This is a genomic window from Tenacibaculum sp. nBUS_03, from assembly GCF_051201695.1.
Lineage (GTDB): Bacteria > Bacteroidota > Bacteroidia > Flavobacteriales > Flavobacteriaceae > Polaribacter.
Window position 1 is genome coordinate 3,757,701 of record NZ_CP179214.1, and the last position, 25,494, is coordinate 3,783,194.

General features: G+C 30.3%; 23 protein-coding genes and 2 pseudogenes. 3 read left to right on the forward strand and 22 right to left on the reverse strand.

The window, feature by feature from the left end; all coding sequences use genetic code 11:
• Nucleotides 1-177 precede the first annotated feature (177 nt).
• From ACMFBB_RS17170 to ACMFBB_RS17180, 3 genes are all read left to right on the forward strand, one after another.
• Nucleotides 178-2,169: a protein-disulfide reductase DsbD family protein gene (locus ACMFBB_RS17170; RefSeq protein WP_435261962.1), complete on the forward strand. Its 1,992-nt coding sequence runs from the start codon at nt 178-180 to the stop codon at nt 2,167-2,169.
• A gap of 372 nt (nt 2,170-2,541) precedes the next feature.
• Nucleotides 2,542-3,000, forward strand: coding sequence for a lipocalin family protein (locus tag ACMFBB_RS17175; protein WP_435261963.1), 459 nt, complete (start codon nt 2,542-2,544; stop codon nt 2,998-3,000).
• Nucleotides 3,001-3,209: 209 nt separating this feature from the next.
• Entirely contained in the window at nt 3,210-5,165 is a 1,956-nt protein-coding gene (locus tag ACMFBB_RS17180; protein ID WP_435261964.1) for a YgiQ family radical SAM protein, read from the forward strand.
• Between the two features lie 121 nt (nt 5,166-5,286).
• Here the strand turns inward: ACMFBB_RS17180 and ACMFBB_RS17185 are convergent, their stop codons facing one another.
• The 22 genes and pseudogenes from ACMFBB_RS17185 to ACMFBB_RS17290 all read right to left on the reverse strand — a co-directional run bounded on the left by ACMFBB_RS17185 (nt 5,287) and on the right by ACMFBB_RS17290 (nt 25,374).
• A complete protein-coding gene (locus ACMFBB_RS17185) occupies nt 5,287-6,735 on the reverse strand; it encodes a nicotinate phosphoribosyltransferase (RefSeq protein ID WP_435261965.1) in 1,449 nt (482 codons plus the stop codon).
• Between the two features lie 47 nt (nt 6,736-6,782).
• Nucleotides 6,783-7,340 carry an NADAR family protein gene (locus ACMFBB_RS17190; protein ID WP_435261966.1) on the reverse strand — a complete coding sequence of 186 codons (558 nt, stop codon included), beginning with the start codon at nt 7,338-7,340 and terminating at the stop codon, nt 6,783-6,785.
• A gap of 272 nt (nt 7,341-7,612) precedes the next feature.
• The gene (locus ACMFBB_RS17195; protein ID WP_435264327.1) at nt 7,613-8,341 is read right to left on the reverse strand and encodes a metallophosphoesterase family protein; all 729 of its coding nucleotides are present in this window, start codon (nt 8,339-8,341) and stop codon (nt 7,613-7,615) included.
• The gene (locus ACMFBB_RS17200) at nt 8,341-8,889 is read right to left on the reverse strand and encodes a prolyl hydroxylase family protein (protein ID WP_435261967.1); all 549 of its coding nucleotides are present in this window, start codon (nt 8,887-8,889) and stop codon (nt 8,341-8,343) included. The genes ACMFBB_RS17195 and ACMFBB_RS17200 overlap by 1 nt, the downstream gene beginning before the upstream one ends.
• A gap of 5 nt (nt 8,890-8,894) precedes the next feature.
• Entirely contained in the window at nt 8,895-9,446 is a 552-nt protein-coding gene (locus tag ACMFBB_RS17205) for an RNA 2'-phosphotransferase (RefSeq protein ID WP_435261968.1), read from the reverse strand.
• Between the two features lie 12 nt (nt 9,447-9,458).
• A complete protein-coding gene (locus ACMFBB_RS17210) occupies nt 9,459-9,944 on the reverse strand; it encodes a macro domain-containing protein (protein ID WP_435261969.1) in 486 nt (161 codons plus the stop codon).
• Nucleotides 9,941-10,510 (reverse strand): annotated as a pseudogene (locus ACMFBB_RS17215) (DUF4291 domain-containing protein). Before ACMFBB_RS17215 ends, ACMFBB_RS17210 begins: the two are co-directional and overlap by 4 nt.
• A gap of 68 nt (nt 10,511-10,578) precedes the next feature.
• Nucleotides 10,579-10,992, reverse strand: coding sequence for an ADP-ribosylation/crystallin J1 (locus ACMFBB_RS17220; protein ID WP_435261970.1), 414 nt, complete (start codon nt 10,990-10,992; stop codon nt 10,579-10,581).
• Between the two features lie 3 nt (nt 10,993-10,995).
• Nucleotides 10,996-11,838 (reverse strand): ribose-phosphate diphosphokinase, encoded by an 843-nt coding sequence (gene prs / locus ACMFBB_RS17225; protein WP_435261971.1) that lies wholly within the window; start codon nt 11,836-11,838, stop codon nt 10,996-10,998.
• A gap of 64 nt (nt 11,839-11,902) precedes the next feature.
• Nucleotides 11,903-12,592 (reverse strand): NUDIX hydrolase, encoded by a 690-nt coding sequence (locus ACMFBB_RS17230; protein WP_435261972.1) that lies wholly within the window; start codon nt 12,590-12,592, stop codon nt 11,903-11,905.
• Between the two features lie 111 nt (nt 12,593-12,703).
• Nucleotides 12,704-12,979, reverse strand: a complete 276-nt coding sequence (locus ACMFBB_RS17235; protein ID WP_435261973.1) for a glycerophosphodiester phosphodiesterase family protein — start codon at nt 12,977-12,979, stop codon at nt 12,704-12,706.
• The gene (locus ACMFBB_RS17240) at nt 12,939-13,838 is read right to left on the reverse strand and encodes a glycerophosphodiester phosphodiesterase family protein (RefSeq protein WP_435261974.1); all 900 of its coding nucleotides are present in this window, start codon (nt 13,836-13,838) and stop codon (nt 12,939-12,941) included. Before ACMFBB_RS17240 ends, ACMFBB_RS17235 begins: the two co-directional genes overlap by 41 nt.
• A gap of 62 nt (nt 13,839-13,900) precedes the next feature.
• Nucleotides 13,901-14,440, reverse strand: a complete 540-nt coding sequence (locus ACMFBB_RS17245) for a sigma-70 family RNA polymerase sigma factor (RefSeq protein WP_435261975.1) — start codon at nt 14,438-14,440, stop codon at nt 13,901-13,903.
• Between the two features lie 269 nt (nt 14,441-14,709).
• Nucleotides 14,710-15,015 (reverse strand): annotated as a pseudogene (locus tag ACMFBB_RS17250) (DUF3703 domain-containing protein).
• 64 nt (nt 15,016-15,079) lie between these two features.
• Entirely contained in the window at nt 15,080-15,712 is a 633-nt protein-coding gene (locus tag ACMFBB_RS17255) for a TonB-dependent receptor plug domain-containing protein (protein WP_435261976.1), read from the reverse strand.
• 299 nt (nt 15,713-16,011) lie between these two features.
• A complete protein-coding gene (locus ACMFBB_RS17260; protein WP_435261977.1) occupies nt 16,012-17,634 on the reverse strand; it encodes an amidohydrolase in 1,623 nt (540 codons plus the stop codon).
• Between the two features lie 113 nt (nt 17,635-17,747).
• On the reverse strand, nt 17,748-19,508 hold the full coding sequence (locus ACMFBB_RS17265; RefSeq protein WP_435261978.1) for a S41 family peptidase: 1,761 nt from the start codon (nt 19,506-19,508) through the stop codon (nt 17,748-17,750).
• 11 nt (nt 19,509-19,519) lie between these two features.
• Nucleotides 19,520-20,257, reverse strand: a complete 738-nt coding sequence (locus ACMFBB_RS17270; RefSeq protein WP_435261979.1) for a hypothetical protein — start codon at nt 20,255-20,257, stop codon at nt 19,520-19,522.
• Between the two features lie 452 nt (nt 20,258-20,709).
• Entirely contained in the window at nt 20,710-21,081 is a 372-nt protein-coding gene (locus tag ACMFBB_RS17275; protein WP_435261980.1) for a hypothetical protein, read from the reverse strand.
• Nucleotides 21,082-21,083: 2 nt separating this feature from the next.
• Nucleotides 21,084-22,520 carry a M20/M25/M40 family metallo-hydrolase gene (locus tag ACMFBB_RS17280; RefSeq protein ID WP_435261981.1) on the reverse strand — a complete coding sequence of 479 codons (1,437 nt, stop codon included), beginning with the start codon at nt 22,518-22,520 and terminating at the stop codon, nt 21,084-21,086.
• 42 nt (nt 22,521-22,562) lie between these two features.
• Nucleotides 22,563-24,119 carry an alanine/glycine:cation symporter family protein gene (locus ACMFBB_RS17285; RefSeq protein ID WP_435261982.1) on the reverse strand — a complete coding sequence of 519 codons (1,557 nt, stop codon included), beginning with the start codon at nt 24,117-24,119 and terminating at the stop codon, nt 22,563-22,565.
• Nucleotides 24,120-24,231: 112 nt separating this feature from the next.
• On the reverse strand, nt 24,232-25,374 hold the full coding sequence (locus ACMFBB_RS17290) for a helix-turn-helix transcriptional regulator (RefSeq protein WP_435261983.1): 1,143 nt from the start codon (nt 25,372-25,374) through the stop codon (nt 24,232-24,234).
• Between the last annotated feature and the right edge of the window lie 120 nt (nt 25,375-25,494).

Sequence of the window (25,494 nt, forward strand, 5' to 3'; positions counted from 1 at the left end):
AAGTAGGGTAAGTAAATGTTAATCTGTTAAATTAAGGAGAAATAGGCTTGTAGCTCTTTCTAATAAAGACGAAATGTAACAAATGTTACATATATTACAGTCATATTTGGTAATATTGCAACTCTTGAATTTTTTAGAATTCATTCACAAAAATTATAATAAACAACACCTAACTATATGAAATCTTTTATAAATTTAAAATTTATAATTAAATCACAATTACTAGTTTTATTTCTACTGCTAGCACCCATAAAAAAAGTTAATTCTCAAATTTTTGAGCCTGTAAAATGGTCAACAACCGTAGAGGAAATTTCTGAAAAAGAATATAATTTAATTGCAACAGCTGTTATTGATAGTGGATGGAATATTTATTCTCAAGAGGTAGCTAAGGGAGGACCAATAGCTACTACTTTTTTCTTTAATGAAAAAGAAGGATATACTTTAAGTGGAAAAACTATAGAGGAAAAAGGGCATACTAAGATGGATCCTACTTTTAACATAGAGGTGAAATCTTTTAGTAATAAAGCGAAATTTGTTCAACGTGTTAAATTAATAAATGATAAAAAAACGATTGATGCATCTGTAGAGTTCATGGTTTGTATGGATACTAGATGTTTGCCTCCAAAAGAGGTTGATTTAATTTTTGACCTAACGAAAGCCAAAAAAGTTGAACCCAAGAAAGTTAATTCAGATGAAAAGAATGAAAGCGAAAAAGGATTATTAGCTATATTTTTCATAGCTTTTTTATCTGGTTTTGCAGCTTTACTAACACCTTGTGTGTTTCCAATGATACCCATGACAGTTAGTTTTTTTACTAAGCAAAGTAAAAATAAATCTCAAGGAATTAGAAATGCAATTATTTATGGCATTGCAATTATAGCAATTTATGTGTTATTAGGTTCGGTAGTAACTTGGGCTTTTGGAGCTGATTCATTAAATGCATTATCAACAAATGTATGGTTTAATGTAATTTTCTTTTTATTGCTTGTTGTTTTTGCAGTATCCTTTTTAGGTGCTTTTGAATTGACTTTGCCAAGTTCATGGAGTACTAAAGTAGATTCACAAGCTGATAGAGGAGGTTTAGTTGGTATCTTTTTTATGGCATTGGCATTGGCAATTGTATCTTTTTCATGTACAGGGCCAATAGTGGGAACCTTATTAGTGGAGTCAGCATCAAAAGGGGGAATTGCACCCATAGTTGGAATGTTAGGGTTTTCATCAGCTATTGCCTTGCCATTTACATTGTTTGCTATTTTTCCTGGTTGGATGAATTCATTACCAAAATCAGGAGGCTGGTTAAATACTGTAAAAGTAGTCTTAGGTTTTTTAGAGTTAGCCTTAGCTTTTAAATTTTTATCGAATGCAGATTTAGTTTTACAGTTATATTTATTGGAGCGTGAAGTGTTTTTAGCTATATGGATAGCTATTTTCGGAGCACTTTCATTGTATTTATTTGGTAAAATTCAATTACCACATGATTCACCACTAAAACATATTTCAGTGGGTAGGTTAAGTTTAGGATTATTATCATTAGCGTTTACAATATATATGTTACCAGGTTTATGGGGAGCTCCTTTAAATTTAATAAGCGCATTTCCACCTGCCCAGCATTATAGTGAATCACCATACGGTGTTGGTTATCAAAAATTAGCAACGATTAATAATGTGGTATCTAATGACTCTTCTTCTAATATTGGCAATAGTGATTTACCTGAAGGGTCACATTTAATGCCTCCTCATAATATTTTGGCTTTTAATGATTATGACAAAGGTTTGGCATATGCTAAAAAAGTAAATAAGCCAGTATTAATTGATTTTACGGGGCATGCTTGTGTAAATTGTAGAAAAATGGAGCAAAACGTTTGGGCTAAGGATAAAGTTTTATCGGTGCTTAAAAATGATGTAGTGTTAATTTCTTTATATGTAGATGATAAAAGAGCACTTAATGAAGATGAAATTGTTGAGTCTAAATTAAGACCGGGAAAGAAATTACGTTATATCGGACAAAAATGGAGTGAGTTACAAACCATTAAGTATAAAACTAATTCTCAACCTTATTACGTATTAATGGATACCAAAGGAGAAAATTTAATTGATCCTGTTGCATATACACCTAATGTAGACGAATATTATAATTGGTTAAAATCAGGTATAGCTACTTATAAATAGTAGAATTATAAAAAAATACATAACCTCATTGTTGCAAAATAATGAGGTTTTTCTTTTTAAAACATTAAGTAGCTACAATAAACTAAAATAGTGTACCTTTCTATTTTCAGAAATATTTACTGTGATAATTTCTAGTCTATTACTTTATCTAAATTTTGGTATACTTATTTTTTTGGAATCTGATTTTGTATAAATTTAACCTTTACAGGTAACTCTCTCTATCTAGTATGTCTGTGTATAGATAATTTTTATTGAGCTCAGGTTTGACGTGTGTATTTTATCATTCTATAAAATTAAAAACAAATTTCAGTTTCTTTTGTAAGGTTAACTTGTTGATAACGACCTAGTAACGGAATTTAAATACTTACTATTATGAAACTTAAACCAATTTTACTTTTATTCTTTGCAATATTCTTTATGGGGTGCTCCAGCAATGAAATAGAAGAAATAGAAGAAATAGAAAGTCAAGAGGAGTTTAATATTGTGGGTAAATGGTATTATTATAGTATTGTAGAAAATGGAATTAAAACTCTTTATAATGATTGTCTAAGTAAAAGTTATTTTCAACTTAATGCGGATGGGTCAGGTATGTATTATAGCTATACTATGTCAAATGGAGTTTGTGAGTTAAGGGATGAAAACCTAGCAAGATGGCGTTTTGAGGATAATGAATATATTATTGAAACAACTCTAAGTTCAAGCTGGGTAAGTACAAATAACAATCCTTATTCAGCAGTTGTAATATACAAATATCCTGTAACAATTAATCAAGATAATGACATACAATTTGTTGGGTTTTCAAGAGTTATTACATTAAAAAAACAGAAATAAAGTAACTTTTATTAAGTAATAATTGCTTATTTAAAAAGATTAATAAAATTTCAGAGTAATTTATTTTACTCTGATTTTTGTTTGTTGATTATTTTAAACTGGTGATTTAATTCTAAATTTAATATTAAAAGAAGAACTTATTTAATTAGTACTTTGTTATTTTATCACAAGATTAATTTTAAACTAAAAGATTGTACCTTTGCACTGGCATGAGAATTAGACGACTTTCAGATTGGTTACCTACAACAAATAAAGAGGTAAAGTTACGCGGATGGGATGAATTAGATGTAATTCTATTCAGTGGTGATGCATATGTAGATCATCCTTCTTTTGGACCTGCGGTTATTGGGCGTATATTAGAAAGTTACGGTTTACGTGTAGCTATTGTTCCACAACCTAGCGTACATGATAATTTACAAGATTTTGTTAAGTTAGGTAGACCGCGATTATTTTTTGCGGTTACCGCTGGTTGTATGGATTCTATGGTTAGTAATTATACAGCAAGTAAGAAACGTAGAGATAAAGACGCATATACTCCAAATGGTGACAAAGGTTTTAGGCCAGATTATGCAACAACTGTATACACAAAAATATTAAAAGAAAAGTTTCCAGATGTTCCTGTTTTAATTGGTGGTATCGAAGCTTCTTTAAGAAGGGTTACTCATTATGACTATTGGTCAAACAAATTGATGCCTTCTATTTTAGAAGGATCAGGAGCTGATATGCTAGTGTATGGAATGGGGGAACAACCACTTAGGGAGTTAGTTGAGCTACTTCAAAAGGGAGTGCCTTTTTCAAGTTTAAAAACAATTAAACAAACAGCAATTTTATTAAGGGAAGATGAAAAAATCCCAAAAAATAAAAACTGGCAAGATGTAGAAATTTCATCACACGAAAAGTGTTTGAAAGATAAAAAAGCATACGCTTCTAACTTTAAGATTATTGAGCAAGAATCTAATAAGTTGTATGCTAGAAGAATTTTTCAAAATATAAAAGACAAGAAGTTAATGATTAATCCGCCATATCCTACAATGACGGAAAAAGAAATAGATGCTTCTTTTGATTTGCCTTTTACAAGAATGCCGCATCCGAAATACAATAAAAGAGGTGCTATTCCTGCATATGAAATGATAAAATTTTCTGTAAATATTCATAGAGGATGTTTTGGAGGATGTAGTTTTTGTACAATTTCTGCGCATCAAGGAAAGTTTATAGCAAGTAGAAGTCAAGAATCTGTTTTGAAAGAAGTTGATGAGTTAACTAAAATGGATGATTTCAAAGGGTATTTGTCAGACATTGGTGGTCCGTCAGCAAACATGTACCAGATGAAAGGTAAGGTACAATCTATTTGTGATAAATGCGTAGCTCCATCTTGTATTTCACCCGTAATATGCAGTAACTTAGATACATCGCATAAACCCTTAACAGAGCTGTATCAAGCTGTTGATAAGCACCCAAAAATTAAGAAGTCTTTTATAGGTAGTGGAATAAGGCATGATATGTTAGTGCCTGAGTTTAATAAAAACGCGGATCCTAAAGAATTAGATGCGTATACTGAAGAAGTAATGACTAAACATGTTTCTGGGCGATTGAAAGTTGCACCTGAACATACTTCTGATCCAGTGTTAAAATTAATGAGAAAGCCTTCATTTACTTATTTCCATAAGTTTAAAGATAGGTTTGATAAAATTAACATAAAGAAAAAGTTAAATCTTCAGTTAATTCCTTATTTTATTTCAAGTCACCCAGCATGTGAACCAGAGGATATGGCAAATTTAGCTGCTGAAACAAAAGATATGGGATTTCAGTTAGAGCAGGTGCAGGATTTTACACCAACACCAATGACAGTTGCTACAGTAATTTATTACAGTGGATATCATCCATATACATTAAAAGAGGTAGGTACCCCTAAAACAAAGCAAGAAAAGTTAGAACAACACAAATTTTTCTTTTGGTATAAAAAAGAAAATAGAAAATGGATAAAAGATAAACTAACAAAAGTAGGTAGAACAGATTTATTAAAGAAGTTAATACCTGCGGATGATTCTTGGCGAAAGAATAAACCTCAAAAAACAAGAAACACTTTTGATGATGCTGTTGTTTTTAAAGGAAATGCAAAGGCTTCAAGAAATAAACCAAGAAGGTTAAAAAAGAAAAGACGCTAAGTTTTTTGGCAAATTTATTAGTTGTTTTGACTTGTTATTTCTATAAGATAAAAGACGTTTAAAACTTTGTGAAAATAGTTTTAAACGTCTTTTGTTTTGATTAAACAGATTTGGTAAAATTTTATTTCACTCTTTTCCTGATTGTTTTTAAACTGAGATCAACCAACAATTTTCCATCCCTGAATACTTCTTTTAGTTCACCTTGTTTTTCTTCTTCCCAACTAACTTGATCGTATAATTTGTATTCTCCGTTTTCTAATGTTATTTTTAATAAGCCTTTAGCTGATTTTTTTGTTCCATCATCTGTGATAGGGTCTTTGAAGATTTCTCGCCCTTTACCATCAACTTCACCATAAGTGGCTTTCATAGCAAAGCCAAAAGTATCACGTGTATTATACTGATACGTGAAAGAACCAATACCTAGTACCACATTAGTAGAGGCAAACCCTTTTTGTTTTAAGTGTTCACAAATTTGTGTGGCTCTATCTAAAGTTATGCTATCTCCATAAATTGCTCCGATATGGTTATCTAGTTCTTTAAAACCTTTTGAATTAATGTTTCCACCAAAAGTATCCCAAAGTAACTCAATAACACCTTTTTGCTCTTCAATGGTTTTACCATTTTTATTACCGCAAATAATAGCTACTGGATCACCGCTATCTGGTCTAATAACTACCTTCCCATTTCTTGCTAGAACTTCTTTTTTTAAGTTTGGTAAATACTCGGTTAACACTTTCCATAGATCCCAAGTGTCAGAAACAATTGAAACAATACCATTTGGATATACTTCTGTAATTAATCGTTTAAAAGTTTCTTCTTCTCCAGTGTTAGTTCCCATACACATTACTGAGTGTTCAGTGGCAGCAACTGAGCCTCCTATTAACTCTAAATCAGAATCAGCATTATAATAAGTTTCAAAAAAATCTATAGTTGGAATTGTATCTGTTCCAGTAAAACTTAAAAGATGTCCTGCTGAACTTATAATAGCAGCTTCTAATCCTGCCATTCCTCTCATAGAAAAGTCATGACCTTGCCAATCTACAAATTCTGAAATAGATGAAGTTTCTTGTGCGTATTTATCTAATATTTTTCTATATTTCTTAGCAATAGTGGCTGAATTACAAGGTAACCAAACTGTTGTAGATAGTAATGTTTCAAAATAATTAGTTAACCAAAAAAAATCAGGTAATGTATTGTACATAGTAAACATTGGAACTCTTATGGGAACTTCAACACCTTCTGGAAGCGCTTTTATAACCATCGGAATATATCCTAAGTCATGTAAATCTTCTATGTGCTTTATTCCTACTGAGTTTTCACCTAAATAATTATTTATTCTTCTGCTGTATTGTTTACAAACTTCTTTTTTAGATTTATTAAAAAAATTTGTTTGAAATTCTTCAATAATATATTTTTTAATAAAATACTGCAATCCAAAAAAAACAACTTTATCAATTCCCTCAATTCTACTTTTTCTTGGTGTCCAGTTTGAATATACTAAAGTTGTTTGGTTTGGATATTGTCTTCTATGGTCTACTTTATAACCATCTGTATATAATAATGGATTCATAGTATATTAATTTAATATGCGTCAAATATACGCAAATTAAATTAATGCTACAAATTTAAACTCTTTAATTGATCTCTCACTTCCATTAAAGCATAACCTAAAAGATTTTCACCTTTCCAATTTTTAGGATTTTTTATATTGGGGTTGTCTGTAGCCATCCCAATCCCCCATATAGGGTCTACCGGGCTAGCTTCTACTATAACGCTATCCTTAGTATTTAAAAGGTACGTATTTAAATCATTATTTTGCGAAAACTTAGCATAATTAGCTTTCAATACGATATTGTATTTGTGTTCATTCCATATTTCAGGAGTAAAGTTTTTAATTTTCCTTCCAAGTTTCTTTGCTTCATTAGGGTGTTTAGATTTAAATATTTTTTCAAGAATCTCGATATCATTAAATACTTTTGCTTTACCGGCCATCATAAAGTGTTCGGCAGTAGGGTAGGTAATTCCATCAATTTCGAATGAAGCTTCCCACCATTGGCTAAAACAACTTTTACAGATACTTCCGTCTTTATTAGGTTGATGCCCCCAAAAGAATAAGAATTTTAAATTTTCATTATTATTAAAACGTTCAGTTATTGTTGAGTTGTTATATTTCATAAAATTCATTTTTTGATAATACTTTTTAGGCATTGTACACCATTTTCAAGTGAATTAAAAAAAGGAATGCTGTATTTTTTACACAGATTTGTAATTTAATGATGTTGATAAAACATTTCTGTGCATACAACTATTAATTTGAGCATTAAATTTTTTAATTAAAGTTTGTCTCCAAGTAATTTTTTTATGCAAGTCCATGCTATCAGCTAAGAAAACAAATTTTTCTTTTCTTTATTCTTTAGATAGTTTTATAGATGATCTATACATCATTGTTAATTTCTCCCTTGTTCGTTAGGATATAAATCTTTTACTCTATCACTTTGCCAATATTCTTTGCTGTTTATATCCATAATGCTTAAACGTCCTTTGAAAGCAGCGCCAGTATCAATATTCCATACATTACAACCTTGCATTGGAATCATAACATTATAATGAGTAGTAGGAGTGTGTCCAATATATATTTCCTCAAATAATTTTAATCTTTTAGGAAATAATAAAGAATCTTTTTTTATTCTTTTATCCATAGTAAGTGCCATTTCCCAAAGGGTTCTGTCCCAGTTGTAATTAGATTGATGAACTTCTTGATAAGGTCCATGCATTGAAGTAAATCCAGCATGAATAAATAACCTATTTTGTTCATCTACATGAAAGAGTTTCATGCGTTCCAAAAAATCTAGATGTCTTCTTTTTTGCTTTGAATTATAATTCTCGTAACTTTTTATAGTCATTGTCCCACCGTGGAATAACCAAGATTGAGTGCTGGAACCATCTCTTAGCCAATTTTCGCAATAAAGATCATGATTTCCTTTAATAAAAATACATTTATAAGTGCTCTCTAATTTTATAAGAAAATCAATTACTTGTGCAGACTCACTCCATCCATCAACATAATCTCCTAAAAAAATTAATGTATCTTTAATAGTTACGTTGGCTTTTTCTAAAATTTGTGGAATGGCTTTTAAACCTCCATGGATATCACCTATTACAAATGTTTTCATAATTAAATTCGCTTATACATTATATCAGTTCTAAGGACATATTTTACACCTGAAATTATTTCTCTTCCTTCATGCTTTAGCCGATGCTTAAATATAAGAGCAGTTCCTTTTTTGGGAGAAATAGTAAATAATTTTCTAAATTCTGTTTCACCTCCTTCAAAATCATCATTTAAATATATTAGAAATGAAAATAAGCTTTCTTCGTTTAAGTTTCTTTTAAAACTACCATCAATGTGCATTTTAAAACGCTGACCTGATGAGTATTTATACACTCTAAACATTTCATTAAGTTCTAATGCTTTATAAAATCCTATTTTTTGAGGGATAAACTTTTGAATTTTTGTCCAAAGATTATTGGCCAGCTTTTTATCTAAGAATAAATATCGATCATTATTTCGAATATTTTTATTCATTATTTGCTGACCATTAATAGAAATTTTTGCTTCTTCAAATTTTATGTTTTCATACTGAGCTAAGTAGTTGTTACATTCCTCTTCAGAGAAGAAGTTTTCAATGGTAAAAACGTCAGGGTTTAATGCAATTTTTTTCATAAAATTTATTGTTTAAATTTAATAAACTCAGAAGGAACACTATCAGTTAACCAAACATTATTTTCAGATAGATAAAATTCGTATCCTTTTAACTGCATTTCTCCTGATTTAACAGTCAAAATAATAGGTTTTCCTCTTCTGCTTCCAACTTTCATAGCGGTTTCTATATCTGTACTTAAATGAACATGCTGTCTGCTCATTTTTTGGAGCCCTTTGTCATGAATAGCGCCCAAAAATTTAGCAACAGTTCCGTGGTATAAAAATTCAGGAGGCTGAACAGGCCTTAATTCAAGATCTATTGTTTGTAAAGAATGTCCTTGATTCGCTCTTATTTTGGTTTTATCGATATTAAAAGTGAATCGTTTTTTATCGTTATTTGCTACTACAGCTTCCAATTCGTCTATTGAAAAACGAACTCCATATTTTTTTGATTTTTGAAGTAATTCTTCAACACTAGCCCATCCGTTTGAGTCTAATTGTAATCCAATTTTTTCAGGTTGGTGTCTTAATAGTAAACTTAAAAATTTACTTATTCTTTTCATATTTTTTTCATTCATTGTTTTTGTATTTTAATCAAAGTCGTAAACAATTGTTGGAATTTCATGGGTACTAAGTTCTTTATTTATGATAGGTTCTATTTTATCCCATGAATCACCAGCGAGTCCACAACCAATTCTTGGCATATGAACAGATGCATTTAATTCTTTTGCTTTTTCTTTTACTTTTTTTAATCCTTGCTCTATAGCTTCATATCGGATAGGAGGGATACCTTTATTATCTTTTCTAATTTTGTGTTGCCCTATTAAATTAGCAATCCATAAATTATTTTCAACTTTTACAAATTGAACAGCTCCTAGTTCAAAACTTTCTTCTGACTTGTACCATTCCCGATATTCTTCTTCCGGTTTTTTCCACTTTTTAGAAATAGCCAGCACAAACCCTTTTCCCCATCCACCAATATCATTACATACATGAACAATTATTTTCTTATCATTTCCAATAGGGGTAGTAGCGTCACCTTTAATGTATTTTATTTTTCTTGTTGATTTTTTCATAGCAATTTTAGCCTTTTATTCACTTCATTATCTTTACTTAGAAAAGGCTTCTCTACAGGTACTATTAGTTTATCTAATTGTTTATCTAATACATGCTGATGTTGCTCTTTCACAAATTGAGAAATGTTTTCAATTTCTATAATGTCTTCAGTTGCATATTTTATGATTTCATCATTTCTAATACTAATTTGTATAGCTCTTCTATCTATTTTGTCTCCGTAAGGATTATGATCAGGATCTCACTGTAAGCGTATAGAAGATTTTTTTACTTTTTCTTGCCAGTTTTCAGGTGTGCCATATATATCTTCTTGATAATTAGAGTAAATTGCTTTACTTAAATAACGTTCAAAAGCTTCTCTTCTTAAGTGAATAGCTAATACAATTTCTTGTCCTTCTTTAGTGCCCCAACCATTTCTGTACATCATCCATAAAAAGTTAGGTTTTACCCACGTCATACGTGTATATTTAAAAGGGCCACCGAAGTATTGGTTGTTCATAGCAAAATTCCCAATAGCAGGACGATATGATTGGTATACAATTACTTTTTCATTATCATACTGTGCCATTATGTGGTGCCCTTCTTTAGGCCACTCTTTTACTTGTTCTTTATATAGCTTTGTTTTAAGTTTCACTTTTATGTTTTTAATTGATCAATGTAATGTTGAACTTGATCATTTTCTGTTTGTTTAAATTTCTCTCCAATAAAAACTTTTATAATTTCAATTTTAGTAATAATATTTTGGTTGAAAATTTCTAAATCTTTTGAAGGAACCCAAAGCTCATTATGAATTTTTCCGCCAACATTTTCTACTTTATACTTCTTGAATTCCTCTTCAGTAATTTCAAATTTTGTTACAAAACCTAAATAGTTACCAAATTCATCTGTTGTATTCCATTTTGAAGCTATTTCAGCAGCATACTCTTCATTTAAAACAGGATAGAATATTGGTTGCCATTCAAGTCTAGGAGGGAAGGCTTTGTAATCATTTTCAGCAATCAAAATTAATTCCTTCTCACCTATAGGTCTGTATAATGTTACCGCTTTCATAATTTAATTATTTACTATTTCTGCTAGTTTTATTTGTGTACAATCTGTTTTGTCAAAATTTTTAAAACTATCTGTTGTAAAAACTTGAGTAAAATGTTTTTTAAGTTCTTCAAATCCTTTACTAAATATTCCATGACTTACAGCCAAGTACAAGTTTCCCGCATTTTTAGCTTTTAATTCTTGTGCTAAGCCTAAAAAAGTTCCACCACCATCACAAATATCATCTACCAGTAAGCAGTCTTTTCCTTTTAAATCATCAGTATATACTTTGAACCCTGATAACTTACCTGTTTTTACATTTCTACTTTTTGAACATTCTACTACTTCATAATTCTGTAAATAAGAAGCAACTTTATATATTTTTTTTAAAGCGCCACCATCTGGTGAGATTAATACTAAATCTTTTGACAGTCTATTCGTAACAAGTTCTATAAATTTATGATTGTTGATTACTTTACAGTTGTTTAATAGGGCGGGTGTAACCTCAGAATGTGGATCTAAAACAGTAACAGATTGGTAGTTTTGACTGTTAATAATTTCTGCATATACTTTTACAGATAATGCTTCTCCAGAAACCATTAATCTATCTTGGCGTGCAGCAGGAAAATAGGGGAGTACAAGTTGTAGCTTTTTAACACCACTATTTCTTAATGCATTGGTTGCTACTAATAATTTTCCTATATCATTAAATGATTTAACTCGAATTGTTATAGTTACTTCTTCCGTTGTTTTTAAATCACTTGTGATTTTAATATGTGGTTCTCCACCTGAAAAAGTGAAAAACTCATATTCTATACTATTTGAATTGTTTAAAGGAGTGAATTCTTTGTCTAAATTTAAAATCATATTGCGTTATTTTTACGCAAAAGTAAAAAAGATTTTTGCTTTAGAAAAATATTTTGTGTTTTTTTTACGCAAACTTAATTTCGAAATGGAATCCTCTTTCTTCTAGTTCTTTGTACTTTTTGCTGTTAAATTTGAAAAGTTTAGCAGGGCGTCCACTCGACGGTTGGTGAATTTTTTCAGTTTCAGTTAAAATACCAAAACTGAGTATTTTTTTTCTAAAGTTACGACGATCAATTTTTCTGTTTAAAATAGTTTGATAAAGGTGTTCTAGGTCAGAAAAAGGAAATTCTGTATTTAGAAGCTCAAAACCTATAGGTTGGTAATTGATTTTATTTTGTAATCTTTTTAAAGCTATTTTTAAAATTTCATCATGGTCAAAAGCAAGAACTGGGAGCTTCTTGATAGAGAACCATCTTGCTTCATCCGCATCTGTATCAGCAAAAATTTTAAAATTATTAGGACTTATTAATCCGAAATAAGTTACTGATACTACTCTATTGCGTGGATCACGTCCAGGTTTTCCAAATGTATATAGTTGTTCTAAGTAATCAATGGTAACTCCAGTTTCTTCCGCTAGTTCTCTTTGTACAGCTTCTTCTAAAGATTCATTTTCTAAAACTAATCCACCTGGAAGTGCCCATGAGCCTTTAAATGGTGAAACGCCTCTTTTTATTAATAAAACAGAAAGTTCTTTTTGTTCGTAACCAAATACAACAGCATCTACGGCAACTTTAATATTTTGTGGTATTTTCATTTAGTGTTGAATTTACACAAATTTACAAAAGTTTTATTTGACTTTTGATAATTAAAAATTATCCTAGATAGAAAACTGGAGAGTGATGCTAAAAAAGATATTGTGTTATGATTAGTTACCTTTTTTCCATGTTTTTAAAGCATTTACAGCTTCATCAGTGTAATCTGTAAATAGACCATCAATACCTGTATTGAAGAAAGCATGATACTCAGATTCTGGATTGCCATTGCTCCATTGTTTGTTTTCATTTCTAAAAGTATATGGATGTACCTGTAAGTTATTTTTATGGGCAAGTTTAACAAAGTTAGTCGGTGGTAGTATAGTGTGTACTCCTTTTTCATCTGTTTTATAAGAAATAATAAAAGGCTTCCATCGGTCCAATGCCATCTGCATAGGTTGCTGTGAATTTCATGCCTTCTTCAGTTGAAAAGAATTCATAAGTTCTTTGATCTCCTTTTACATGAAAATCGTAAGGAGCAACATAAGATATAAAATCACCCGATGGAACCTTAAAATTTAACGAGCCATCTTTATTTATAGAATAGGTAGATATTAACTGTACTAGTTTTACAGATAGTTTGGTGTTTAAATATTGTAATGGTTCAACTTCAAAACATTGTATATATAAAGGATAATCTTTATTGTCTAAATTGTTTTCTTTTAGTGTTTTAATTAGTTTATTTTCCATATGGTGGGAACCAAATATGGAGTTATGAAAATAAGGGTGTTTAATTTCTGGATAAATGCCTATTGCTTTTTGTTTATTTTGAGTACTATTTTGAGTTAATTCAATAACTTCTTTAAATGTAGGGATATTGAATTTATAATTAAAGTTAGTAGGCCTTCCGTTATAAGCTTGTTTAGCTTTTAGTTTTTTAATTTGAGCTAAGGTAAAATCAATAGCAAACCAATCGGTTACCATTTTTCCGTCTATGCTTTTTGTGGTTTTTAAATTTTCAAATTCAGTTATTTCTGAAACATTAGTAGTTCCAGAAAGCATAGGTTCGTGTCTGACTATTAAATGCCCATCTTTTGTAAGTACTAAATCGGGTTCAATATAATCAGCGCCTAATTCAATAGCTTTTTTATAAGCTTCAATAGTGTGTTCAGGTAATATTGATTGAGCACCCCTATGTGCTATTATTACTATTTTTTTTGAATTTTGATTATTTAATTCTTGGTCTTTACAAGAGATTGTTGCAATGAAAAGTAAAAGCAAAAAAGTTAGGAAAGATGATGGTTTCATTAGTGGGGATTTTTTTGCAAAAAAATGAAATTAATTTGACTTTATTGTAAATTAAATATTATTTAACCACAAACTTTGCAATCATCTTTATCTTGAACTTCACCTACTAATTTTCCTTCTTCGTTTAAAACGTATCCACAGCAGTCCATAAAACCCTGAGCAATTAATTTTCTTGCACGTTGTATTTGAGATTTTGTTGTAGGTAAACTTTGATTTAAGTAGGTTGCTACTTCTTGTTGTTTTAGCCCTTTTATGTCAGATAAAAATAAAGGGTCTCTATACTTTTTTGGTAAATTTTGTAAGATACCGCGCAAACAGTCTTCTTCAGTATGAGTGTTTTCTTCAATATAAGTTTCTGTATCTGAGTTTGTAAATTCAAAACTCTGATTGTCGCTTTTAAAATGATCCATAGTTGAATTTCTGGCGATACTAAAAATCCAAGGTTTTAATTTTGTGATATCCTTTAATGTATGAAGTTTGGTGTGTATTTTTATAAAAGTGTCTTGTAAAATATCTTCAGTAATTTCCGTGTTTTTAACCTTACTTAGAATAAAGTTTCTAAGGTCACCTGCATATTTAGTCCAAACTTGTTTTGTTGTCATTTTTATGTTTATTAAGAAAACAGAAACTATTCTTAAAGATAAGAATAATTTCTGTTATTAAGTTAACAAATTAATTGATTAACAGCCACAATTGTTACAAGTACAGTTCTCACAAGTACAATTTAAACAGCTTCCAGTTTTGCATCCTTCACAATTGCAAGTACATTGGTTTATATATTTCATGGTATGTATGTTTTAAGTTCATATAGTAGACCAGAAATACTTTAAAAAGATGCAATTAAAGTAAGAAAAATTTTTTGAGTTTTTTTCTAATTGGAGTTGGCTTTAAAGGGAGGGGTGACTCCTGTATTACCAGTTGGAACCCATAATAGTGTAAATATAATAGAAGCAAAAATCCTGAAAATTTGACCAACTACCTCTTTATAGTTTTTTGTTTTTAACCTAAAAATTAACATTCAATAGTGGGAAACTGTGTGTCTATAAATATGCTTTTGACCAAGAATATGAGCGTTTTCTAAATGATAAAATGACACTTCAAAGTTGTTGCTTTTAAGTGCCATTTTACTTAATGATAATTGATTGTAAAACTCTCTCTTTTGTGTTTGTTTAGTCATAATTGAAATGGTTTTATCAATAAGACTAAATTTTTATAAAAAAGAAGCATTAATAAGTGTTAAATTAATATGTTGTGATGATGATAACACCATTAGCACCTCTAGTTCCATACTGAGCGGCTTCAGGACCTTTTAAAATCACTATGTTTTTTACATTTGAAGGGGCGATACTTTCAATACTAGCCTTAGAAACTGGGGCTTTATTAAGAACAAACAAAGGTTCGTTTGAGGCATTGAAAGATCCAGCTCCTCTAATAATTACTGTGTTGTCTGAGGATACAGTTACACCAGGAACGGTACCTTTAAAATAGTCATAAATAGTTAAAAACTCTCTATTGTTACCTCTGCGGGTTCTTGTTTTTACTATTTTAGTTTTAGGGCCAGTAGTTTTAGTTTTTAAAGAACCTTTTCCGTACGTAAAGTAAATTGTTTTTTCTCCCCTGTAGATCATTTTGTCAACTCCATGTGTAGGAGACAAAAATGATATTATTCTTGGCCTTTTTTTGTATTTAACTCTGAAAAAACCTTTAGTGTCTGTTTTTCCATTAGTTTTTTTTCCGTCTATAAATACCATAGCATTTACAATAGGTGAATTCAAGGAGTCTTTAACGTACCCAGTAAGATTTTTGCTTCTTTGGCCTACTGTAAAAATAATATTAGTAAATATAAAAATGGTTAAAAGTAGAAATTTTCTCATACTGAATGTTTTAAGCCAAATATAATGAAAAAAGCTTAGTCTTGTAAGTATTTAAACCTGTTTGTAATTTATTAATAAATAAAAGTGTTTTTTAAATTTACCTACTAAGAGTAAGCAAGACAGGCGCTTGTAGTTATTAGTATGACTCCATTAGCTCTTCTACTTCTATATAAAGCAGCTTCTGGGCCTTTTAATAGTACAATGTTTTTTTAAGTTGATTATTGAAACATAGGTTCGTTTTGTAAATGTTTGTTTACAAGTGTTATACTTTGAATAATCATTAAAAACTGTAACGAAAATTAATCAGTATTTGCTACTCTTTCTCCATTGATATACGTGGCTTTTACTTTGGTTTTTGGAATTTTGTTACCCTCAATGGTAATAATATCGTTTTCTAAAATTACAAAATCAGCTACTTTTCCGATTTCAATACTACCTTTTTCAGATTCTTCAAAATTAGCATAAGCATTCCATATAGTCATTCCTCTTAAAGCATCCTCTCTAGTTAAAGCGTTGTTAATTTGATATCCGTTTTGAGGGTACCCTTTTAAATCTTTTCTAATGGTAGCCGCATAATAGGTGTATAATGGACTTACGTTTTCAATAGGGAAATCTGTACCTAATGCCACCTTACCATACTGCTTTAATAAATCATTGTATGCATAAGCACCTTTTATTCTGTTTGAACCAACTCTATCTTCGGCCCAGTACATGTCAGAAGTAGCATGTGTTGGTTGAATAGAGGGTAAAATATTTTTAAAATGATGAAAATCTTTTAAGTCTACTATCTGGGCATGTTCAATTCTCCAACGCCTATCTGCTTTATTTTTTAAAACATTGTTATAAGTTTTAAGCATAACATAATTAGCAGAATCACCAATGGCATGAGTGTTCATTTGGTATTTAGAATTAGCAATTCTTAAAGCTAGTTTTTGTAAATTCTCATAAGAGTTCACTAAAGCCCCAAAATGTCCTTTTTTATCAGAATATTGGTCTTTTAAAGCGGCTCCACGTGAGCCTAAAGCCCCATCGGCATATACCTTTACTGAGCGTACATTAAGTCTGTTAGTTTTTACAATCCCTTTATTAAGGAAGTAGTCTAAATTTTCTTTATTGTTAGATATCATCGCATAAATACGCATTTTTAAATCTCCACTTTTCTGCAAGCTATCAATAAGTTCAATTACTTGTTTGTCCAATCCAGCGTCGTCTACCGTCGTTAGTCCGAGCTTAAAACAAATCTTTTCAGCGTCTTTCAGAGCTTGTATTTGAGTCGCTTTGTCAGGCTGAGGTACTTTGATGAAATTCATAGCGTTATCAATAAGCACACCGGTAAGTTTACCATCCTTTTTAATAAATTCTCCTCCCTCTATTTTAGAATTGACATTTATTCCTGCTAAATCAATGGCAACTTGATTTACTAACATGGCATGCCCATCAATTCGTCTAATAGCAACAGGAATAGAAGGGAATAGTTTGTCTAGTTTATCTTTTGTTGGGAATTCTTTAACTTCCCAATCGTTTTGGTCCCAGCCTCTACCTGTAATAAATAACGTATTTTTTTCTTTTTGAAAGTCGATTAACTTTTGTAAAACTTCATCATAGCTCTTGGTGCCTACTAAATTTACTTTTTGTTGTTGTAAACCTAATCCATAAAAATGGCAATGAGCATCTATAAAACCTGGGTAAATAGGTTTGTTTTTAGCATTTATTATATTAGTTGATGAGTATTTTTCTTGAATTTCTGTATTCGTTCCAACTGCAACAAACTTTCCGTCTTTTATCGCAAAACTTTCAACTTTATCAAAGTCTTTGTTTACTGTGTAGGTGATAGAATTTGTTATAATTAAATCAGCTTTCTCTTTTCGATTACAAGAAATTATAAGAGTAGTAATGAGTAGTTGAAGGATTGTTTTTTTCATTAAAATTTGATTAATTAATAGATACTATTTCAAAAGTATTTAAATTTTATTATATTTTTAAAAAGGAAAAATAATTAGTTTTCCTTTTTAAAAATATAATAAAATTATGTTTTTTATTTAATAGCATCTAAAGCAGCATTGAAAGCTGGATCAATAGAGGTAATAGTTAATTCGTCAACCTGAGCTTGAGTAGGAATTACTTTTACGTCTGGAGTTACACCAATAGCCTCAACAATTTGTCCATTACTATCTTGAAAAGCCATTAAAGGCATGTAAAACTGAAGGTATCCATTGCTTTGTCTATTACCACCGTTAAAATCATCTTGACCACCTAAACCAGCAGTACCACCTGCACTATTATCGCCAACAATAGTTACATGGTTTCCTTGAGATTTAATCATCATAGTACTTATTTCAGACATACTAACAGAGTTCTCATCAATTAATACAGCCATTGGAACATTTTGTTTTATAGCAAATTTGTGAGGTTTAGTTTCAACAGGTACCCAAGGACTATAATTAAATCTTCCATTACCTTCTTTTGTTCTCTGGTATCCCCAAACTTTCTGTTTAGTTATAAATCTTTCAGTAAAGATGCGAGCATCAATTACAGCGCCGCCACCATTACCTCTTAAATCTAAGATTATTTTTTTTGCTTTACCGTTTGTAATAGGGTTGTATACTTTTCTGTATAAGTCAAATGAATAGTTTCTGTCTATAGAATTTAATACATCATCTAAATCATTGGTAATTGGAAAAATTCCCCATAAAGTAGTATTGAAAACGAAACTAGATATAGTTTGGTAAGATTTTATCTTCTTTTGGTAAATTCCGTATAGTTCATTAACGGCATCTTTTTGTTCTTTTGTTGTGTTTGGAGCGTTATAGTAAGCTCTTAGTAATGGTAAAACACTACTATTTTTAGATTTAAAGTTACCCTTCGCGTTGCTAGTAAAGTTTGCTAAAGGAACTAAACTAGCTTCAAAGTCATCTACTAACTCAGTTTTTTTTAAGTTTTCTATAGCTAATAAATAGTCTTTGTATTCATTAGAAGCCATAATATCAGTTACTAGTGTTTTGAATTCTTTTAAATTATCTTTCATTAGCGTTTCAAATTCCGAACCAGCAGTATTATCTAACTTTTTTAAGTTGTTAAAGTATGTTTGGTTTATACCTTGCAAACCATTTATGTCTTTTAAAAAAGGTAAAGCTTCGTCAGTTATTAATGAAGTATACGCACTAAATTGAGAAAGTTGAATGTACATAGTTTCAGGGTCACTTTGTAAGAAACCAGCGAAAATAGGTCCACCAATATAGATTGAAGCAGGGTCTAGTTTTTTAGATCCCATAACCATTCTTACCCCACGTTGGCTTGTAGTTGGGTTCTTAGGTGTGTGTCCTAAATTTAAAAAACCGTCTTCATCTGTATACTTATAACTCATTGTGCCATAGAACACTTCAGAAAGAGTTGTAGCACGGTTAAGTGTTTTAATACTTGGGATTGGTATCTCTACTCTTAATCCAAAATGTTGGTCTAATATTTTTTTAGAAATAATTTCAGCAAAATATTTAAAAGCTAAGTTAGCTTCTTTTTCAGCAATGACAGGATCAACATTTGATTTGTTGAATGTAGCCATTGACTTAAATTTAGGGCTATACGTTTTATATACATTGTCCCAATTTTCTTCTTGTTCATTAAAATAATTGTAGTCATTATTCATAGTGTCCCAAAATGTATTAAAAAGATCAGAGTAGCTATTCACATCTGTTCTGTCTAATTCTGCAATTTCTAATGAATCTTCTCTACAAGATTGAAATGTTGATAGTGATACTAACACTACAAATATTTGTATAATGTATTTAATTTTTTTCATAATAATTAATATTAAAAGTTATAAGATACTCCAATACCGTAGTTAGAGGTAGTGTAATAATAGTTAGACGTTTTTCTTAATTCGTTTTTTTGATTATCTGATAATCCATACATGAAAGAGTATTCTATGAATAAATTCATGTCTTTATATAAGTTATATCCAACTCTCGTTTCTGCTTGTAAACCGTAATCTACTCTGTTGAATTGATTCTCATTTTTGTCAAAGTTGTAAGATTCTACTACTGTTTTTCGCGGGAAACCACCAAAGTCTAGTTCACCAAATACTTCAACAGTACTTTCTCTCTCTAAAGAATTCCACCAGCCTACATAAGGCCCCGCAAAAACTTCAAAATTGAACTTAGTACTTTTTAGTGAGTTTTGTAATGGTTGTATTCCTACCATTACTGGAATGTTAAAATATTTTGCTCTATGTATTGTTGAAATACCTTCTCTACTTCCTGTTCTTTGATATTGATAATTCTTGTCTATGTAAGTTAGTCCTGTTTGTATACTAATGCTTTTGTAAGCTTTAAAATTAAAGCCAGCTTTAAAATAATTACCAGAATTATCAGTATACTCCGTGTTTACTCTGTTACTTGCACTATAAGTAATATCATTACTATTAGCTCCCCCGGATAAACTAATTCTATATTTCTCTTGAGAAGAAATAGTATGGTTGGTAAATAAGGTAATAAAAAGAAGTAAAAATACTCTTTCTTTTAAAAATAACTGTTTTTCATTTTTTTTCATGAATGTGTTTTTTTTTGATTATAAAATAAGTTTAATTACCCCATGCACTGGATAGTGATGGGTGAAGTTTGAAAGTGAAAATTTATAGCCGTGTATGTTTAACAAGCAAATACAGTAACACCCTAATTATTTTTTTAATAAAAATTAAATAGAATAGGGTTTAAGGTTTAAATTGTTTAAAATAGAGGTGTGTAAGTTGTTTATTGTTAGTTTTTTGGTTGATGTTTATTGATTGTTAATTTTTTTTGCAAAAAAAATATTTTTTTTTAGATAAATTAACGTTTGTGATGTTGTTTGTTAAGGAGGAGGGAGCTTAAAAGGCAGTTGATTTATTTACATATTGAATAAAGTACTAAAGAGTTTTTTTACATAATTAGTAAGTTTTGGAAATAAAAAAAGCTATATGATAAACTCATATAGCTAAATTAAAAACATATTATTTTGTTTTTGTTTTATTTGTATTTCTCAGTTTTAAAAATAACATAAGCCCAGACTATTAATAAAATTTGGACAGCAATTCTTATATAGGAAGCAGTTTTAGAACCAATGGCTGGCTCCTCTTTTAAAGAGTCCCAAATATGTATAGGCATAAATACAATCATTAGTAAGAAAATACCATACGCCGATTTTTTTTTATATCCCTTTATAAAAAGTCCAATCCCTAGTAGTATTTCAATAAGCCCTACGATGTAGTTAATGGCTAGTTTGGGGAAGAGGTTAGGAATGAATCCATTGTAAAAATCAGCATTGTAAAAATGGTTAAAACCACCATAGATTAAAAAAAGACCTAAAATAATTTTTAAAGAAAATATTAAATATTTCATAATTAAGGTTTTAATGTGTCGTTAGTGTATAGGTATTTATCCATTAAATAAATTATACTAGCCATTGATGCACTTCCTAACTCTAATTCTCTTTTATTTACTTTGTCAAATGTATCAGTAACTGTGTGGTGATAGTCAAAATAACGTTGCGAATCTGGACGATAGCCAACTAACGTAACATGATCGTCTTTTAACGGGCCTATGTCAGCTCCACTACCTCCTTTATCAATATCATGTAAGCCGTATGGGGCTAATAATTTTTTCCAACTTTTTAGTAAATGAACATTTTTTTGGTTAGCATCAATAGAAAAACCTCTAGGAGTATGTCCTCCCGCATCTGATTCTAAAGCACCGATATGTACTTCACCGTTCTTTTTGGCCAAACGAGCGTATTCTTTTGCTCCCTTCATGCCATTCTCTTCATTCATAAAAAAGACAACTCGAATGGTGTTTTTAGGTTTGATTCCATTTTTTTTGAATAAATAAGCTACTTCTAGTGATTGTACAATTCCTGTACCATCATCATGAGCCCCATCTCCTAAATCCCAAGAGTCTAAATGACCCCCAACAACCATAATTTTATCGGGGTTTTTGCTACCTTTAATCTCTCCAACTACGTTAAATGAAGGAGCATCAGCCAATGTTTTACAATTTTGTTTAAAGTAAAATCTTAAATTAGGGTTTTCTTTTATATGTTTACTAAGGTTTTCAGCACCTCTTGAACTAATGGCTGCCGCAGGTATTTGATGTTCTTTAGCGATGTCACCATATCCCATGGATCCGGTGTGAGGAAAATCATTAATACCATTTGTCATAGATCTAACAATCATTCCTTTAGCACCCAAAGGCCCTACAATAGAAGCACCAGCAAAGCGTTGACCCACACAACCTCCATATGCTTTGAAAGTTTGTATAAGAGTATTATCAAAGGCACCATTAAAAAAAATAATTTTATCTTTAGCTTTGTGTCCTAATTTTTTTGCTTCTTCCAAGCTTTTAACTTCAATTACTTCTGCTGTTATTCCGTTTGAGGGAGTAGCTATAGAAAATCCTAAAGCACAAATTGGTACGTTAACTTTGCTGCCATTTATTGTATAATTAGCTTCTTCTTTTTCTCCACGAACCCAATGAGGTACCATTACAGGTTGAAGCCAAACTGAATCAAGTCCAACTTTATTCATTAACTTTTCACCCCAAACAACTGCTTTAGCTGCTTCTGGAGAACCAGATAGTCTTCCGCCAATATTTGATGTTAAATCACGTAACCATTCATAAGATTTTCCTTTGGTTAAAGCTGTATTAAAAAGATGTTTAATATTAGTTGAATCTATTTTTTCTTCAGTAGTTAGTGTAGTGGGGGATTTTAATGTTTTTTTTTGTTCAGTTTTACATGATAAAATAAGAATAGAAGCAATAGATAGTATAGTTAGTCTTTTCATTTAATTGTAAATCTTTAGTTGCTATAAATCTACAAAATTGAATTAAGATAATTCGTTTTGTATGGCAGTTTTATACCTTTTGAGTTCTACAATAACCTTTGGTGCTAAGAAAAATAACCCTATCATATTTGGAACCATCATCGCAAATACCATAGCATCAGAAAAATCAATTACTGCATTTAAGCTTGCGGCTCCACCTACAATAGTAAAAATACAAAATATAACTTTATATATATTTCCAATTTTTTTATCTCTTCCAAATAAATAGGACCAAGCTTGGTACCCATAATAAGACCAAGATATCATAGATGAGAAAGCAAATAAAATTACTGCTATTGTTAACATATATGGAAACCAAGAAATTCCACTTTCTAAAGCTTTACAGGTTAGTATTGCTCCTTGTTCAAAAGATATTGGGTTGCCTGGTATTATTTGTCCAGTTATAATAAGTGCTAATGCAGTCATTGTACATACAAGAACGGTATCTATAAATGGTTCTAGAAGAGCGACTAAGCCTTCACTAGCGGCATAATTTGTTTTAACAGCTGCGTGTGCAATTGAAGAGGATCCAATACCAGCTTCATTGGAAAAAGCACCTCGTCTAAACCCTTGAATAAGAACACCAACCATTCCTCCGGCAATTCCTGTAGGGTTAAATGCTCCTTCTATAATTTGGTTAAATGCTGTAGGTATTTGGGTATAGTTAATTATCAAAATAATTATTACTGCGATAACGTATACTAATACCATTACAGGAACTACTTTGTCTGTTACTTTTGCTATTTTTTTTATACCACCAATAATTACAATACCAGCAAATATTGCCATTATTAATCCAAACAACCAACCTTTACCGTATATGAAACTCTGTTCACCACCTGTTACATATTCAAATAGTTTAAAAGCCTGGTTTACTTGGAACATATTTCCACCACCAAATGAACCTCCAACACACATTATAGCAAAAATTACTGAAAGTGTTTTTCCAATTTTGGTAAATCCTATTTCTTTTAAACCGTTTTTAAGGTAGTACATAGGTCCTCCAAAAACAGTTCCGTCTGTTTCTATTTCTCTGTATTTTACGCCCAAGGTACATTCAACAAACTTGGAAGCCATTCCTAAAAAGCCAACAATAATCATCCAAAAAGTGGCTCCAGGTCCTCCGATAGATAAAGCAATTGCCACACCAGCAATGTTTCCTAATCCAACAGTTGCGGATAGGGCAGCGGTTAGTGCTTGGAAATGAGAAACTTCCCCGTTTCCTTCTATTTTGATTGTTTCAACAATGTCTGTTTTATTATCAGGTTTATCTATTTTATCGTATTTCCCTCTTACTACATTGATAGCTTTGAAAAAACCACTAAAATTAATTCCTTTAAAATAAAGTGTAAAGTAACATGCTCCAGCAACCAAAATAATTAAAACCCAAGGTATAGCAATGTTTTCAGTGATTGGAATTTGGTACAGTATGGTATCTGTAAACCAACTAGTCGCATTGTGAAAAGATTGATTAATTTTTTGATCTAATGATTGAGGTGTGTTTTGTGCCACAATAATTAAAGGGGAAAATAAGGTAATAAGAGTAATTAAATGTTTCATTGATATTTTAAATTGATTTCGGCTAAGTTGCTTACAATCAAATTAAAATAAAAGGTTACGTATTGATGAAAATATGAGTTTGTATGGTTAAGTATATGATTAAGTATGTGATTTAACTACATGAAATAGTTGCAAAGTTTAACAAGTTTTTATCAATAGCATAACTTATTAATTGTTCTTTTCCGTCAGATCCAGAGATGTTTAATGCTTTTTTAATTTGATATATATGAGCTTGAAATCCATCTACACTAATATTCATAGCTTCGGCAATTTCTGTGTATGATTTTTTTGCTCCACAAATTCCAAGGTTAGCTAATACTTCTTTTTGACGGTCAGATAGCTCTACTTTTGATGATTTTTTTAACTTTTTATATTTCTTTTTATGCTGTTCTATTTCGGATTTTAAGTGTTTAATCGTGTCTAAGTGACTTTCATTAGCTATCAGTAGAGTTTCTTTATCTTTTTCTAATGCTTCTTTTATAGTTTTTATTTTTATAAATTCAGATTGCTGTTCTTCTTTTTCGGCTAATAATTTCCAGCTATACAAAAGTATAGTGAACAATAAAATGAATAAAAACTTAAACGATAGCGCTGTTACGATTCCTAATATATTCCAAGTATTTAGAGGAATCCAATGTTGGATTGCGTTTTCGGGAATAATCCTGTGTGTCACTGCAATAACGATTAAAACAAACAAAGCAAAAGTTGGAAGGTACATAAAACGCATTCCTCTATTTTTAAAAGCTTTATTTAACTCTTGAAGTAGTGCAAAAGCAACTACTAATGAGATAGGGATATCAATTAACCAAATAACATTATTACTAGCATTTTCTTTGTTGTTAGTGTAAAATGAAATTAAAAAAACAGAAGCAATCATAAGTAAAATACCTCCGAAAATTATAAAAACTTCTTTATTAGTAAATCGTTCAATTATTCGAATAACAATACTTCTCTTTTCATAATGTTCTATTGAAGGGATAGACATTAAGATGAACAAAGAATTTACTAATGAGAAAAAAACTCCTAGACTAATAATGATTTTATGGTTGGTGGAAATATCAAAAAAAGAGATTAAAAAAATATTTATAAAAGCACCTAATCCCCAAGAAAAAATAGCTAAGGCAAACCATTTAATACCCTGTATTGAGTTTGTATCTGTATTTTTATTCTTTTCTTTAAAGTATACACGTTTAATAACAAAAGAAGTAATTAAACAAACAATAGCTGTTATATAGAAAGAAACTTTTATTAACATTTAGTTTTTTTTGAGAACTAAATTAGTAATAATTATCAACGTATTTAAAAATGTATTTTGTTTTGTGGATTAAAGGTGGATTTAATTTTTCAATGAAAGTTAGTGGTTAAGTAAAATTTT